Genomic DNA, 14,805 nt, shown 5'->3' on the forward strand with positions numbered 1-14,805 from the left:
GGCGCGTCAGACGCGCTCCATGTTGAAGGCGGCTTTCCGGCCGGTGCCGTAGCGCTTGAGCGCACCCTCGGCGCCGACCGCGTTGGGGCGCTGGAAGATCCAGTTCTGCCAGGCGGTCAGGCGCCCGAAGATCTTGGTCTCCATCGTCTCGGGCCCGGCGAAGCGGACGTTGGCTTCGAGGCCGACGAGCGCGTCGGGGGAGAAGCTCGCCCGCTCCTCCAGGAAGATGCGCACCTCGTCCTCCCAGTCGATGTCGTCATAGGCTGCGGTGACGAGGCCAAGCTCTTCGGCCGCCTCCGCGTCAAGCTCCTCACCCTGCCGCTCCTTCGCGGCGGCGACCGTTTCGGGTTCGCCCAGGAAGCGGGTTTCGAGGCGGGAAAGGCCGTTCGACATCTTGTGCCGGCCGAAGTTCGCGGCACTCAGCATCATCAGCGCCTCGGGCCGGTTGTCACCCTCGAACGCGCCGAGCGCCATGTAGGCGCGGTCGGAGGCAAACGCGAGTTCGGCAAGTGTGCCCGCGAAACAGCTTCCCGGCTCGATCAGTGCGACGAGCGAGCGCGACGTCATGTCCACCCGCTTCAGCACGCGCGACCAGTTCAGCAGGATCTCGCGCGCGAGCCAATGGTCCGCGTTCGCCTCCAGGAAGGCGTCGTGGGCGAGCAGCTTCGCCGCATCCCCCTCGGTATGGAAGGCGATGACGCCGATCTCCGGCTCGTTGAAGCGGAGGTACAGCAGCGCGTCGTCAAGTTCCCGCGCCGCGCGCAGCGGCCAGAACGCATCGCCCTCCCCTTGCATCGCGGCGGCATCGGCGGGCGCGTCCGTGTCGGGGCCGGTGACGGTGAGGTTCGCAACCCGCCCCTCCCGGTCGATCTCCACCCGCACGGTCGAATAGCGGATCGTGTCGCCCGCGATCTCCCGCGCGAGGGGGCCCAGCGTGATCCCTTCCGCGTCCGACGGGCGGTCGGAGGTGGCGGCGAGCGCGAGCGCACGTTCCCTTACCGCGTCCTCGAAACGGGAGTTGGGCACAACCGCGTCGACGAGGCGCCATTTCACCGCCCGCTCGCCCCGCACCCCCTCCTCCGTCGAGCAGAAGATATCGGCACGGTCGCGGCGCACCTTGCGCTTGTCGGTAACGCGCGTGACGCCGCCGGTGCCGGGCAGCACGGCCAGCAGCGGCACTTCCGGAAGCGAGACCGAGGAGGAGCCGTCGTCCGTCAGCACGATTTCGTCGCAGGCGATGGCAAGCTCGTATCCGCCGCCCGCGCACGCCCCGTTGACCGCGGCCAGGTACTTCTGGCCGGAGTTCTGGCTCGCATCCTCCATGGAGTTGCGCGTCTCGTTGGTGAACTTGCAGAAATTGACCTTGTGGGCGTGCGAGGCCCCGCCCAGCATCCGGATGTTCGCGCCTGCGCAGAAGACGCGGTCCTTGCCGGAGCGCAGCACGACCGTCTTGACCCCCGGATGCTCGAACCGCAGACGCTGGATGGCATCGTAAAGCTCGATATCCACGCCGAGGTCGTAGGAATTGAGCTTCAGTTCGTAGCCCTCGAACAGGCCGCCCTGTTCGTCCACGTCCATGACGAGGTTTGCGATCTCGCCATCCACCTCGACCCGCCAGTGGCGGTATTTCGACGGATCGGTCTGGAAATCGATGCGCATGGCGCTGGCGTCCCTCCGCTGGCCCTCGCGAGCCGCGATGCGTGCGACTCGACCCTCTGTCCTTGATTGAGAACGACTCTAACCGAGCGGGCGTGAAACGCAATGGATTTATGCGCTAAAACTCACATTAATACACATATAAAGCATTATTTTGCATTATTCGTGATCAGAAGCGCTCGATACGCGGCATCGGAGACACCCATGCAGGGCGCTGACGGTTCGCCCTCGGGCCACACCTCCGACCCGTGACGCCCGGCGATGGCCATCAGACGCTCATGCGCCCGTGCCGATCCCATCCGCGCCTTCAGCCGCGCGTTCGCCACCTGGATGAGGCCGGCGAGCAGGGAGCGCTCCCGCGAATTGGGTTCCGCGCGCATCCAGACGGCTTCCCAGACCTCGTGCGCCTCCCAATGAAGGCCCGCGTCGAACAGCGCCCAGCCATAGCGGTAGGCCGCGTTCTCCCGCCACGCGACGTCGCGCGTCCGGGCGGGCGCGAGGGCCTTGGCGGCGTCGAGCGGCGCGGGATCGGGCACGCTTCCCGAACCCGGCAGGTGCGCGCGGGCGGGCAGCGGCAGCCCGCAGGCGTCGGCAAGCGCCTCCTCCCCGCTCAGACCGTACCCTCCGCCGCCATGCTGCGCAGCCGCTCCAGGATGACCGGGGAGCCCTGCACCGCCGTGCGCTGCATGTAGAAGCCGAGCCCGCGCAGACCGCCCAGCTCCTGCCCGTTTCCGGCGCGGCCCGGCCCGCCGTGGACGCACTGGGGCATGACGATCGCGTGGCCGGTGTGCGCCTTGCCGACGCTCTCGTCCACGATCAGCACCCGGCCGTGATAGGGCGCGATGTCGCCCGCGACGCCCGCCGCGAACTCCACATCGTTCGTGAACACGCTGGCCACCAGCGAGCCGCCGCCGCGCGCCGCGAGTGCCGCGGCGTCCGCCTGCGCCTCATAGGGCATGACCGTCAGGACGGGGCCGAACACCTCCATCTCGTGAATGAAACGGGCCTGGTCGGGATGCTCGCACACGAGCAGCGTGGCCGCGACGAACGCGCCCCGCTCCCGGTCGCCGCCTGCCAGGCGATCCGGCACGCCGCCGCCGCGGATGACGCGCGCCTCCTCCGTCAGCCGGGAAAGCCCGTGCAGCGCAGCATGCTGCTGGCGGGCGTTGACGAGGGGGCCTAGGCTCACCCCCTCCTCTGCCGGGTCGCCCACGGCGATCTGGTCGATGCGCGCGGCGAGCGCATCGCGCACCGCGTCGAGCAGGGGTGCGGGCACGAACACGCGCCGGATATTGGTACAAAGCTGCCCGGCCTTGACCGAGAGCGCCTTGTCCGCCTCCTGCACCAGCAGGTCGAAGACGGCCGTGCCGGGCCGCGCGTCGGGGCCGAGGATCGTGGCGTTGACGCTGTCGGCCTCGATATTGATGCGCGGGGCCGCCGCCAGCACGTTGGGGTGCGCGCGCAGCCGTGCCGCCGTGCCGGACGACCCGGTGAAGGCCAGGTGGTCGAAGGGCTGGAGCGCGTCGAGCAACTCTTCCCCCGCACCGCAGACGAGCGAGAGCGCGCCCTGCGGAAGGATCCCCGCCTCCACCACGTCGCGCACCATCTGGTGCGACAGCCAGGCCGTTGCGCTTGCGGGTTTGGCGACCGCGCCGACGCCGGAGAGGAGTGCCACCGCCACCTTCTCCCACAGGCCCCAGGCCGGGAAGTTGAAGGCGTTGATGTGCAGCGCAGCGCCCGTCCGCGAGGTCAGGATGTGGCCCGCTCCGAAGCCGCCGTCGCGCGAGAGCGCCTCGTGCCCCGGCTCCATGATGAGGCGCACGTCGCCCAGCGACTTGCCGATGCGGGCATAGACCTTCAGCGTCCCGATCGCGCCATCAATGTCGATGGCCGCATCGACGCCGGTGTTGCCGGAGTTGAGGCGCGCAATCTCCGCGTATTCGGCGCGGTTGGCGCTCAGCACCTCGGCAATCTGGCGCAGCAGGTCGCCCCGCTGCGCGAAGGTCAGGGCGCGCAGGGCAGGCCCGCCCACGTCGCGTGCATGGGCGAGGGCCGCGTGCGGGTCGATCCCGGTTGCGTCCACCTGCCCCAGCACGTCGCCGTTCGTCGGGTTCATCAGGTCGCGGCCAACCCCGCGCCCCTTGACCCAGCGCCCCCCGACATAGCTTTCGAGCTTCATCCCTGTCCCCTCCTGGCGGTGTTCATGGGCGCGGCACGGGGCTGCAGCACGCGCGCCACGAACCGCGCGGTTTCGGCAAGCGTGCGCTCAGGGCGCTCCTTGAAGGGCGCGTGGCCGCAAGCCGGCAGCATCACGGTCTCGACCGGGCTGCCCGATTGCCGCGCGATGGCGTCGACCTGCGCGCACGTGCCGTACTGGTCGTCCTCACCCTGCAGGACGAGGACAGGCACGCGGATGTTCCCGAGATAGCCCTCGATGTTCCAGTCCCGGAAGCCCGGGTCGAGCCAGGCGCCGTTCCAGCCGCGAAACGCGCAATCGACATTGGCCCCGTGATACTTCGCGAGCTTTTCCCGCAGATCCGTCGTCTCGAAGGCGGCCCGCGCTGCCGCGATGGAGGCGAGCCCCATCTCCTCGGTGAAGACGTGCGGCGCCATGAGCACGAGGCCCTTCACGCGGGCATCCGCGTGTGCGCCCGCGTGCACGATCGCGATGGACGCCCCGTCCGAATGGCCGACGAGGACAACCTCGTCCGCGCCGATGGCGTCCAGCACCTTGGGCAGCACGTCCTCGCCTTCCTCGTGCATGTAGGTGAGCGGGCGCGGCAGATCGCACGGATCAGAGCGGCCGTATCCCGCGCGCGAATACGCCACGACGGCACAACCCGTCGCCTCCGCCAGCCGCTCGGGGAAGTCGCGCCACATGGCGACGCAGCCCAGCCCCTCGTGCAGCAGGAGGAGCGTCGGCGCATCCCCCGGCGGCGGCCCGGCCCGCCGGTATTCGAGGGCCCTGCCCCCCGCCCGGATCGTGCCCGCCTCGGCCAGCGCCCGCGCCATGCCCCTCAATCCCGCAGCTTGAAGCGCTGGATCTTGCCAGTCGCGGTCTTCGGCAGCCCCTCCACGAAGACGATCTCGCGCGGGTACTTCCACTTGCCGATGCCGGCCTTCACATGCTCCTTCAGCACGTCGTAGAGGCCGTCTTCCTCCACGCCCTCCTTCAGGACCACGAAGGCCTTGACCTTGGTCAGCCCCTCGGCGTCCTCGAAGGACACGCAAGCCGCCTCAAGCACGCTCTCGTGCGAGATCAGCGCGGATTCCACCTCGAACGGCGAAACCCAGATGCCGCTCACCTTGAACATGTCGTCGGTGCGCCCGCAGTAGTGATAGCGCCCGTCCGCATCGCGCGTGTACTTGTCGCCCGTGCGGGTCCATTCGCCGATGAAGGTCTGGCGCGTCTTCTCCCGCTGGTTCCAGTAGCCGACGGGCTGGGTCGACCCGCGCACCAGCAGTTCGCCTACCTCTCCCTCGGCCACGTCCTTGCCGTGCTCGTCGACGAGGCGCAGGTCATAGCCCGGCACGCCCACGCCGGACGTCCCGTAGACCACGTCGCCCGGCGCGTTCGACAGGAAGATGTGCAGCATCTCGGTCGAGCCGACGCCGTCGAGAATGTCGACGCCGAAGCGGCGCTTCCACCGCTCCCCCACCTCCTTGGGCAGCGCCTCGCCAGCCGAGACGCACAGCCGAAGCCGGTTCGAGGCGATCTCCGGCCCCGCGCCGGCGTGCGCCAGCATCGCGGCATAGAGGGTCGGCACGCCGTAGAAGATCGTCGGATTGTGCTTCTTCAGGAGCGCATAGACGTCCGCCGGCGTCGGCCGCGCCGGCCACAACACCGCGGTGGCGCCGACCGACATGGGAAAGCTCATCCCGTTGCCGAGACCATAGGCGAAGAACAGCTTGGCTGCAGAAAAGACCACATCGTCGCGGCGGATGCCCATGACCGGCTGGGCATAGAGGCGGCAGGTCTCCATGAGGCTCGTGTGGACATGCTGCACGCCCTTCGGCATGCCCGTGGAGCCGGAGGAATAGAGCCAGAAGGCCACCTCGTCGGCGCAGGTGTCGGCGGGCGCGAAGCTGTCGGGCTGGCCCGCCAGTTCGGCGGCGAAGTCGCGATATCCGCCCGCATCGCCTCCGACCACGAACACATGCTCCAGGTGCGGCATGTCCGCCAGCACCGGCGCGACGGTCGCAAGCAGCGGTGCGGAGACGAAGAGCGCGCGCGCCCGGCTGTCGGCGAGGATGTAGCGGTACTGCTCCGCCGCCAGCAGGGTATTGAGCGCGACCGGAACGATGCCCGCCCGGATCGCGCCCCAGAAGATCGCGGGGAAGTCGACCGTGTCGAGCACGATCATCGCCACCCGGTCCTCCTGCCGCAGTCCCGATCCCTGCAGCAGGTTCGCGACCTGGCAGGACGCACCCAGCAACGCACCATAGGTGACCGACCGCTCCGGATCGATGAAGGCGATCTTGTCGCCCAGCCCTTCTGCCACGTTGCGGTCGAGGAAATCCGTGGCGGCGTTATAGGCGCGCGGATAGCTCATCGCTCGAACACTCCTCCCAACCCTGCGGGCGGGTCCGGCGAAACGCCTGCCCCCCGTCCTTGTTCTTCGCCCCGGCCCGCGCCGTCAGACGCCCAGCCAGGTGTGCAGCACGCCCGGCTCCGCCTCGATCTCGGCGGGTGTTCCCGACCATTGCACCGCGCCCTTGCCGAGCACGTAGAGGTGGTCGGCAAGCTGGGTCGCAAACCGGAAGTTCTGCTCCACCAGCAGCACGGTCATGCCGGCCTCCTTCACGAAGGCCAGCCGTTCGCGGATGTCGCGCACGACGATTGGGGCGAGCCCCTCCGTCGGCTCGTCGAGCAGCAGCACCTCCGGGTTCAGCAACAGCGCCCGCGCGATGGCGAGCATCTGCTGCTCGCCGCCCGACAGCTGCGCGCCGCCGTTGCGCCGGCGTTCCCGAAGGCGCGGGAACAGCTCGTACACCCGCTCAAGCGTCCACCGCCCCTCGCGCCGGCCGGCGACGAGGGTCAGGTTCTCCTCCACGCTCAGCGAGGGGAAGATGCCGCGCGTCTCCGGCATGTAGGAGAGGCCGAGGCGGGCGAGCCTGTGCGGCCGCGCGCCCGTGATGTCCTCGCCACGGAAGCGCACATGGCCGCGGCGCGGCGGCGTCAGGCCGATGATGGAGCGCAGCGTCGTCGTCTTGCCCGCGCCGTTGCGCCCCAGCAGCGCGACGACCTTGCCCTCCGGCACCGACAGGCTCACACCGTGCAGGATGTGGCTCGGCCCGTAATAGGTGTGCAGGTTCTCGACCTCGAGCATGGTCTCAGGCCACCTCCCCGCCGAGATAGGTCTCCTGCACGACAGCGGACCCGCGCACCTCCTCCGGCGTGCCCTCCATCAGCACCTCGCCATAGTTCAGCACCGTGATGCGGTCGGCGTGGGCGAAGACGAGGTCCATGTCATGCTCGATCAGCAGCACGGCGAGATCGCGCGGCAGATCGTCGACGAGGCGCAGCATCCGCGCCGTCTCTTCCGGGCTCATGCCCGAGGTCGGCTCGTCGAGCAGCAGGATCTTCGGCTCCGCGACGAGGGCGAGGCCCACTTCGAGCTGGCGTTGCGCGCCGTAGGAAAGCGCGGACACCGTCCGGTCCAGCATGTCGGCGAGGCCCACCCGCTCGGCGGCGGCCGCGGCGCGGGCGTGCGCGTCCTTGCGCGCCGATAGCCGCGGCCAGAACTCCCACCCGTAACCGCGCGCCGCGATGTCGGCGAGCACCAGGTTCTCCCGCACCGTCTGGCGGGGGAAGAGGTTGTTCTTCTGGAAACTGCGGGCGAGGCCGAGACGCGCCCGCCCGTCCGGCGCGAGCCGTGTGACGTCCGTCTCCCCGATCAGGATGCGGCCCGCCGAGGGCTGAAGCTCTCCCGCGATCAGGTTGAAGAGGGTCGTCTTGCCCGCCCCGTTCGGCCCGATGATCGCGTGGCGCACGCCGATGGGCACATGGATGCTCACCCGCTTCGTCACTTCGAGCGCGCCGAAGGTCTTGACGAGGTTCTCAGCGCGCAGCATCGGCGGCCCCCTTTTCCTCGCCCTGGGTGTTCTCGTCAGCCGGGGCGCCTCGGTTGCCGCCCGGCAGCTTGCGCCACGCCCACTCCGCCCAGCCGATGATGCCGTTGCGCCCGCCCATCACGATCAGCACCAGGAAGAGGCCGAGCCAGAAGCCCCAGTACTGCGTCATGTCGCTCAGCTCGTGGCGCAGGAAGACGAGCGTGGCGGCCCCCACCACCGGTCCCGCCAGCGTGCCCAGCCCGCCGAGGATCACCATGACGAGAACCTCGCCCGATAGCGTCCAGTGCAAGAGCTTCGGCGAGATGAACATCGTGTGCTGCGCAGTCAGTGTGCCCGCGAACGCCGCTATGGTGCCGGACAGCGCGAACGCGCTCGTCTGGTAGCGGCGCACCGGAAGCCCGAGCGCCCGCATCCGCGTCGTGTTGTCGTGCAGCCCGTGCAGCACCGCGCCGAAGGGCGACGCGATGAGCCGGTTCAGCGCGAGGTAGATCACCAGCGCCACGACGATCAGCGTCATGGAGAAGGTCGCCGGCGTGTTGAGGTCGAGCCCGATCCAGGTGAGGTCCAGCCGCTCGATCCCCGCGAACCCGTCGTCGCCGCCGAGCGTGCGGTTCTTGAAGAAGAACTCGTGCCCCATCTCGCCGATGGCGAGCGTGATCATGATGAAGAAGATGCCGTGCACGCGCGTCACGACCGAGCCGACGACGAGCGCGATCATGCCCGTCGCCGCCGTCGCCGCGACCATCGACAGCCCCACCGGCCAGCCCAGCACAACGGAGAAGAAGGCGAAGAGATAGGCACCCGTGCCGAAGAGCGCGGCATGTCCCAGGGAGACGAGCCCCGCGTAGCCCGCGATCAGGTCGAGGCTCATGGCCAGGATCGCGAACACCGCGATCTCCGCCAGGATCTCGTGCCCGAAATAGCCCGCCTGCGTCCAGTAGACCCCGAGCGCGATGAAGGTCGCCGCGGCGAAAAGGTGCCGGAAGGTGGCCCGTCCCGTCATCCCCTCAGCTCCGCGCCGGGAAGAGGCCCTGCGGCCGCACGAGCAGGATCACGACCAGCAGCGCGTACATCAGGATGCCTGCGAACTTCGGCAGGAACACCTGTCCGAAGGTCAACGTCGTGGCGATCAGCAGCGAGCCCGCGAGCGCGCCCGTCAGGCTGCCGAGCCCGCCCACCACGACGACCACCAGCGTCGGGATCAGGATGGCGATGCCCATGCCCGCCTCTGCCGAGAAGGCCGGCAGCGCAACCGCGCCCGCAAGCCCCGCCAGCGCGCAGCCGATCAGGAACACGATGAGGAAAGTCCGCTCCACGTTCACGCCAAGGCAGCTCGCCGTTTCCGCGTCGTCGACGCCCGCGCGCACCTCCGCGCCGAGCCGCGTGTATTCGAGCGAGAGATAGAGCAGCGCGAAGACGCCCAGCCCCACCGCGATGATGAACAACCGGTATTCGGGGTAGATCTGCCCCAGGATCTCGATAGAGCCGGAGAAGGGCGCGTTCTGCACGCCCACCTGGTCCGTTCCCCAGATGTAGCGCTGCACGTCCATCAGCACGAAGATCAGGCCGAAGGTCACCAACACCTGGTTCATCGGCCCCGCCTTGCGCATCCGGTCGATGACGAGACCGTAGAGCGCCCAGCCGAGCGCCATGACCGCGACCGGCGCCAGCAGGTAGGCCCACCACACGCTTCCGGTCCACATCGAGACCGAATAGCCGATCAGCGCACCCGCCGCATAGAGCGACCCATGCGCCAGGTTCACGAAGTTCATCAGGCCGAAGATGACGGTCAGCCCCACCGACAGAAGAAACAGCAGCATGGCGAGCTGCAGGCTGTTCAGGATCTGCACGATCCAGAATCCACCATCGCTGAGCACCGCGGACCCCCCGTCACGTGCCTCGACCCTGCGCAGATGCGCGATTTTCCTGCGCGGATGCGCGACTTGCAAAGAGCAGTCTGCCGGCAGCGGCATCCCTGACACGCCGCCGGCAGACCGGAGCCGGTTACATCATCTTGCAGCCGTTCGGCGGATCCTGCACGTCCGGGATCGTGTCGAGCACGGTCTGCGTCACCTTCCCGTCCTTGAAGTCGTTGCGGAAGATGTAGACGTTCTGCACGACGTTGTTCGTCGCCGGATCGATGCTGAGCGGACCGCGCGGGCCGGTGAACTCGACCTTGCGGAGGTTTTCCGCGAGCGCCTTCTTGTCGCCGCCCGACATCTTGATCGCCTCGATGATCAGGCGTGCGGCGTCATAGCCCGCCACCGCGAACTCCGAACCGAGCTTGCCCTCGTGCTTGGCCTGGTAGGCCTCCTGGAAGCGTTTGTTCTCGGCCGTGTCGATGGTCGGGACATAGTGCAGCGAGGCCGTGACCCCGTCCGCCGCCTCGCCCTGCACGTGGACATAGGCCGCCGACGTCAGGAAGCCCGAACCGTAGAGCGGGATGTCCTTGCCGATGCCGAAGTCCTTGTACTGCTTGACGAAGGCGATCGCCGCCGAGCCCGCGAAGAAGGTGAAGATCGCGTCCGGGTTGGCCGCCTGCGCCGCCGCCAGGTAGGGACCGTAGTCGTTGGTGCCCTGCAGCGGCGGATAGGCCTCGCCCACGATCTCGCCGCCCGCTTCCGTGAACGACTTGCGGAACGTGTTCATCATCTGGTGGCCTGCCGCATAGTCCGGCGCCATCAGGTAGACCTTCTTGATGCCCTTGTTCGCCATCCAGGTGCCCATCGGGCGGTTGACCTGCGCGTTCGAGAAGGACACGCGGATGATGTAGGGCGTGCAGTCCTTGCCCGTCGCCTCGTCATTGCCGGCGTTCGCCACGACGAGCGGCGTCTGCGACTGGTGCACGAAATCGCGCAGCGCGCCCAGCACCGCCGAGGAGACGATGCCCGTCAGCACGTCCACCTTGTCCTGCAGGACCATCTTCTTGGCCTTGCCGAGCGTCGAGGCGGGATTGGCCTCCGTGTCCGCCCTCTCGAGCGTGATCGTGTGCTCGCCCAGCTCCGAACCGAAATGCTCGATCCCCAGGTTGAAGCCGTTCTCGATGTGGTTGCCGAGGCCTGCGTAGACGCCCGAAAGCGGCACCAGCAGACCGACCTTGTATTCCGCCGCCTTGGCCGGCAGCGCAACCGCCGCAGCGGCCAGCGCGGCCACGAGCGCAGCGCCCGTACGTGTCTTGAGCACCTCGTCCTCCCTCGCTCCGTTGATCCATCCCGGTTCTTGGTTTTGCCAACCGGTCGCATGTATTTTCGTGCACGTCAAGAGGTTTGTCGTGCGGTAATTTGCATTATACTGCATGGACATTCGCCGCAACGCGACAGATTGCGCAGGTGTCCCGGCAGACAGTTAAGGCCCTGTCAACCCTTCGTGCCCCACCTTTCAGCACGGGACAGTGGGTGTCCTCCCACCTCGCACCGCTTTGACCGTTTGGAGATCCTGCATGGCGAAGGCGCAGTTTCACAAGGGACAGCGCGTGTTCGTGCAACCCGTCGGCACCTGGGCCACGGTCGAGCACGTCCTGCCGAAATGGACCAAGGGCGTCGAGGAACCGATCCGCATCACCTACGACTGCGGCCTCGGCCGGGAGTTCATTGCCGAGGAGCTGGACGCGAACCGTGCGCAGGACGAAGACCTCGATGCGCTCGACGGAAGTGTTTGGCGCGTGACGCGCGCCCGCAACCGCTGGCAGGAGCAGTACGACGTTTCCCGCCACCCCTACCCCGGCACCTATCCCGTGATCGTGACCGGCGAGAGCGAGTGGGGCGGCTGGCGCGTTCCCGCGGCAGAGTACGACCTCGACCCGCACCGGATCGAGCGGCAGGCCCAGGTGATGGCGCGTGCGGCTGGCATGCTGAAACTGCTGAAGCGTGTCGTCGAGGTGGCGCGCGCGGCGCCCGAAGACCTCAACGACGACATGCACGAGATCGCCCGCGAGGCGGTCGAACTGCTCCGCAAGCCGAAAGCCGGCGCGAAATCCTGAGATCAGCCGATGACGCGGTCCACATAGCCGAGAATCGGCAGGTGCATGCGCGATCCGAAGAAGATCGAGAACGCGATCACGGCGAACGATATCCCGATGACGCTCTCGAAGACGGCAGCCTCGCGGAGGCCCCGCCATGTCATCCAGGCCGCGCCGATGCTCGTCACGCCGAAGGCAAGGACATCAAGCCAGTTCATGACGCGGATTACCTCTTTCGCCTTGCACCGCAAACGCTGCGGACACACCTTGCAGCAAAGACGGTAAAAGCCTGATTAACCGGGGCATCGATTCCCGTCCCGTTTGTGTAAAACCTCTGTTCGCGCCCGAAATCGCCCGAAATCCGCAAGAAGGTGGCCCCGATGACGTACCGTACCGAGCAGCCCCGCACGATCCGGCTCGCCGAATACAGCCCCCCGGCGTGGCTGGTGGACGAGGTTGCGCTCGACATCGTGCTCCATCCCGACCGCACGCGGGTTACCGCCCGCCTTTCCATGCGCCGCAATCCGGCCGCGGCGGGTGGCGCGGACGACATCGTGCTCGACGGGCGCGGCCTGCCCTTGCTGGCGCTGAAGGTCGACGGGCGGGCGCTGAGCCCTGGCGAGATCACCAAGACGGACGAGACCCTGACCGTGCCCGGCGGTCTCGTTGCCGGCCGCGACCGCGTCAGCGTCGAGACCGAGACCGAGATCGCGCCCGCCGCGAACACCGCGCTCGAGGGGCTCTATCTCTCCAAGACCTGTTACTGCACGCAGTGCGAGGCGCACGGCTTCCGCAAGATCACCTTCTATCCCGACCGGCCGGACGTGCTGGCGGTCTTCCGCACGCGGATCACCGGTGACCCCGCCAAGACGCCGGTGATGCTGTCGAACGGCAACAAGGTTGGCGAGGGCACGCTGCCCGACGGGCGCGCCTGGGTCGAATGGCACGACCCCTTCCCCAAGCCCGCCTATCTCTTCGCTCTGGTGGCGGGGGATCTCGCGCTCGTCGAGGACAGTTTCACCACCATGTCGGGGCGCGAGGTGGCGCTGCAGATCTATGTCGAACACGGCAACGAGGACCGCACCGCCTACGCGATGGATGCCCTCAAGCGCTCGATGCGCTGGGACGAGGAGGCGTACGGGCGCGAATACGACCTCGATCTCTTCATGATCGTGGCCGTCTCCGACTTCAACATGGGCGCGATGGAGAACAAGGGCCTCAACATCTTCAACGCGAAATACATCCTCGCCAAACCGGACACCGCCACCGACCTCGACTACGCCCTGATCGAGGGGATCATCGCGCATGAATACTTCCACAACTGGACCGGCAACCGGGTGACCTGCCGGGACTGGTTCCAGCTCTGCCTGAAGGAGGGGCTGACGGTCTTCCGCGACCAGCAGTTTTCCGCCGACATGCGTTCCGCGCCGGTGAAGAGGATCGAGGACGTGCGCGCGCTCCGCGCCCGCCAGTTCCCGGAGGATGCGGGCCCCCTCGCCCATCCCGTCCGGCCCGAGGCCTATATCGAGATCAACAACTTCTACACGGCGACCGTCTACGAGAAGGGCTCCGAGCTGTGCCGGATGCTGCACCTCCTGCTGGGCGCTGAGGGCTTCCGCAAGGGCACCGACCTCTATTTCGACCGGCACGACGGAGAGGCCGCGACGGTCGAGGACTTCATCGCCGCCATGGCCGAAGCGAACGGCCGCGATCTTTCGCAGTTCGCCCGCTGGTATTCCCAGGCCGGGACGCCCGTCGTGAGCGCGGCCGGAACCTATGACGCGGACGCGCGCACCTACACGCTCGACGTGCGCCAGACCACGCGCCCGACCCCCGGCCAGCCCGCCAAATCGCCGATGCACATGCCGATGCGCATGGGACTCGTCGGCGAGGACGGTACGCCCCTGCCCCTGCGGCTTCAGGGGGAAGAACAGGGCGACACACCCACCGACCGCGTGCTGGAACTGACGGGGGAGAGCCACCGCTTCGTTTTCGAGGGTGTGGACCGGCGCCCCATTCCGTCGCTCTTCCGTGGCTTCTCCGCGCCCGTACGGCTCGAAACCGGGCTTGGCGAGGCTGAGGATCTCAAGCTGCTCGCCGCCGATCCCGACCCCTTCAACCGGTGGGAGGCCGGTCAGCGCCACGGCCGCCGCCGCCTCCTCGCCCTGATGGGGGAGGCGCTGGTGCAGAAGCCCTTCTCCGGCGATCCCGATTTCTGCGAGGGGCTGGGCGCGGTGCTGGCCGACGAGGCACTCGACCCGGCGTTCAAGGCGCTGGCGCTGCAGATGCCGACGGCGCATGCCATCGTGCAGGAGGTGACGGACGCGGACCCGGACGCGATCTTCGCCGCCCGCCAGGCCCTGCAGGCCGAGATCGCGTCACACCTGAAGGCCCCGCTGCTCGCGGCCTACGAGCGGCTGTCGGGCGCAGGCGACTACAGCCCGGACGCCGCAGACGCAGGCCGCCGCTCGCTGCGCAATGTCGCGCTGCATTACCTGAGCCTGCTCGACGACCCTGACTGCCGCGACCTCGCGGCGGACCAGTTTCGCGCGGCCGACAACATGACTGACACCATGGCGGCGCTCGCTACTCTCACCAACATGGAGACGCCCGCGCGGGAGGAGGCGCTGGCCGCCTTCTACGACCGCTTCAAGGACGACGAGCTGGTGCTCGACAAGTGGTTCTCGGTGCAGGCTACCTCCTGGCGGCCCGACGCACTTCAGCAGGTTCAGACCCTGACCGGGCATCCGGCCTTCACCATGCGGGTTCCGAACCGCGTCTATGCGCTGATCGGCGGCTTCGCCAGCGGCAACCCGGTGCGCTTCCACGGGTCCGACGGGGCGGGCTACCGGTTCCTTGCGGACCGCGTGCTGATGCTCGACAAGACGAACCCGATGGTGGCTGCGCGCCTTCTCCCTGCGCTGTCGGCGTGGAAGCGCTACGAGCCCGGGCGCCGCGCGCTGATGAAGGCGGAACTGGAGCGCATCGCCGCGACCGAGCCGCTATCCAAGGATGTCTACGAGATTGCGCAGCGGCTTCTCGCGGCGTAAACCGTCCCTTCGCCTGTTGCGGGTGCGTTCACCGGTGTGAAACACTCCGCGCGGTATAGGGGATGG

Annotated in this window: 13 protein-coding genes; 2 read left to right on the top strand and 11 right to left on the bottom strand. The window is 68.1% G+C overall.

Annotation, left to right across the window (positions count from 1 at the left end):
- Positions 1–6: 6 nt before the first annotated feature.
- The 10 genes from boxC to NJQ99_RS05585 form a co-directional block, all read right to left on the bottom strand.
- Positions 7–1,659 (bottom strand): 2,3-epoxybenzoyl-CoA dihydrolase, encoded by a 1,653-nt coding sequence (gene boxC, locus NJQ99_RS05540; protein WP_269331792.1) that lies wholly within the window; start codon positions 1,657–1,659, stop codon positions 7–9.
- 146 nt (positions 1,660–1,805) lie between these two features.
- A complete protein-coding gene (locus tag NJQ99_RS05545) occupies positions 1,806–2,192 on the bottom strand; it encodes a DUF309 domain-containing protein (protein ID WP_269331793.1) in 387 nt (128 codons plus the stop codon).
- Between the two features lie 74 nt (positions 2,193–2,266).
- Positions 2,267–3,835 carry a 3,4-dehydroadipyl-CoA semialdehyde dehydrogenase gene (locus NJQ99_RS05550; RefSeq protein ID WP_269331794.1) on the bottom strand — a complete coding sequence of 523 codons (1,569 nt, stop codon included), beginning with the start codon at positions 3,833–3,835 and terminating at the stop codon, positions 2,267–2,269.
- Positions 3,832–4,668: an alpha/beta fold hydrolase gene (locus NJQ99_RS05555; protein WP_269331795.1), complete on the bottom strand. Its 837-nt coding sequence runs from the start codon at positions 4,666–4,668 to the stop codon at positions 3,832–3,834. Before NJQ99_RS05555 ends, NJQ99_RS05550 begins: the two co-directional genes overlap by 4 nt.
- A 5-nt stretch (positions 4,669–4,673) precedes the next feature.
- Positions 4,674–6,209 carry a benzoate-CoA ligase family protein gene (locus tag NJQ99_RS05560; RefSeq protein ID WP_269331796.1) on the bottom strand — a complete coding sequence of 512 codons (1,536 nt, stop codon included), beginning with the start codon at positions 6,207–6,209 and terminating at the stop codon, positions 4,674–4,676.
- A gap of 84 nt (positions 6,210–6,293) precedes the next feature.
- Positions 6,294–6,986, bottom strand: a complete 693-nt coding sequence (locus NJQ99_RS05565; RefSeq protein ID WP_269331797.1) for an ABC transporter ATP-binding protein — start codon at positions 6,984–6,986, stop codon at positions 6,294–6,296.
- A 4-nt stretch (positions 6,987–6,990) separates the two neighbouring features.
- Complete coding sequence (locus tag NJQ99_RS05570; RefSeq protein ID WP_269331798.1) at positions 6,991–7,731, bottom strand: ABC transporter ATP-binding protein; 741 nt, start codon at positions 7,729–7,731, stop codon at positions 6,991–6,993.
- A complete protein-coding gene (locus tag NJQ99_RS05575) occupies positions 7,718–8,734 on the bottom strand; it encodes a branched-chain amino acid ABC transporter permease (protein ID WP_269331799.1) in 1,017 nt (338 codons plus the stop codon). Before NJQ99_RS05575 ends, NJQ99_RS05570 begins: the two co-directional genes overlap by 14 nt.
- A gap of 4 nt (positions 8,735–8,738) precedes the next feature.
- Positions 8,739–9,608 carry a branched-chain amino acid ABC transporter permease gene (locus tag NJQ99_RS05580; protein WP_269331800.1) on the bottom strand — a complete coding sequence of 290 codons (870 nt, stop codon included), beginning with the start codon at positions 9,606–9,608 and terminating at the stop codon, positions 8,739–8,741.
- A gap of 127 nt (positions 9,609–9,735) precedes the next feature.
- A complete protein-coding gene (locus tag NJQ99_RS05585) occupies positions 9,736–10,914 on the bottom strand; it encodes an ABC transporter substrate-binding protein (RefSeq protein ID WP_269331801.1) in 1,179 nt (392 codons plus the stop codon).
- A gap of 256 nt (positions 10,915–11,170) precedes the next feature.
- Between NJQ99_RS05585 and NJQ99_RS05590 the strand changes: the two genes are divergently transcribed.
- On the top strand, positions 11,171–11,710 hold the full coding sequence (locus NJQ99_RS05590) for a hypothetical protein (protein ID WP_269331802.1): 540 nt from the start codon (positions 11,171–11,173) through the stop codon (positions 11,708–11,710).
- Positions 11,711–11,712: 2 nt separating this feature from the next.
- Here NJQ99_RS05590 and NJQ99_RS05595 read toward each other — a convergent pair whose 3' ends face one another.
- Positions 11,713–11,907 (bottom strand): hypothetical protein, encoded by a 195-nt coding sequence (locus NJQ99_RS05595; RefSeq protein WP_269331803.1) that lies wholly within the window; start codon positions 11,905–11,907, stop codon positions 11,713–11,715.
- A 162-nt stretch (positions 11,908–12,069) separates the two neighbouring features.
- On the opposite strand from NJQ99_RS05595, the gene pepN reads away from it, so the two are divergent.
- Positions 12,070–14,739 carry an aminopeptidase N gene (gene pepN / locus NJQ99_RS05600; RefSeq protein WP_269331804.1) on the top strand — a complete coding sequence of 890 codons (2,670 nt, stop codon included), beginning with the start codon at positions 12,070–12,072 and terminating at the stop codon, positions 14,737–14,739.
- The last annotated feature ends 66 nt before the right edge of the window (positions 14,740–14,805 follow it).

The sequence above is a fragment of the Futiania mangrovi genome (assembly GCF_024158125.1).
Taxonomy (GTDB): Bacteria; Pseudomonadota; Alphaproteobacteria; order Futianiales; family Futianiaceae; genus Futiania; species Futiania mangrovi.

Coding starts and splice junctions, on each gene's coding strand:
- boxC (WP_269331792.1), bottom strand. CDS start 1,659: ATGCGCATCGATTTCCAGACCGATCCGTCGAAATACCGCCACTGGCGG.
- NJQ99_RS05550 (WP_269331794.1), bottom strand. CDS start 3,835: ATGAAGCTCGAAAGCTATGTCGGGGGGCGCTGGGTCAAGGGGCGCGGG.
- NJQ99_RS05555 (WP_269331795.1), bottom strand. CDS start 4,668: ATGGCGCGGGCGCTGGCCGAGGCGGGCACGATCCGGGCGGGGGGCAGG.
- NJQ99_RS05560 (WP_269331796.1), bottom strand. CDS start 6,209: ATGAGCTATCCGCGCGCCTATAACGCCGCCACGGATTTCCTCGACCGC.
- NJQ99_RS05565 (WP_269331797.1), bottom strand. CDS start 6,986: ATGCTCGAGGTCGAGAACCTGCACACCTATTACGGGCCGAGCCACATC.
- NJQ99_RS05570 (WP_269331798.1), bottom strand. CDS start 7,731: ATGCTGCGCGCTGAGAACCTCGTCAAGACCTTCGGCGCGCTCGAAGTG.
- NJQ99_RS05575 (WP_269331799.1), bottom strand. CDS start 8,734: ATGACGGGACGGGCCACCTTCCGGCACCTTTTCGCCGCGGCGACCTTC.
- NJQ99_RS05590 (WP_269331802.1), top strand. CDS start 11,171: ATGGCGAAGGCGCAGTTTCACAAGGGACAGCGCGTGTTCGTGCAACCC.
- NJQ99_RS05595 (WP_269331803.1), bottom strand. CDS start 11,907: ATGAACTGGCTTGATGTCCTTGCCTTCGGCGTGACGAGCATCGGCGCG.
- pepN (WP_269331804.1), top strand. CDS start 12,070: ATGACGTACCGTACCGAGCAGCCCCGCACGATCCGGCTCGCCGAATAC.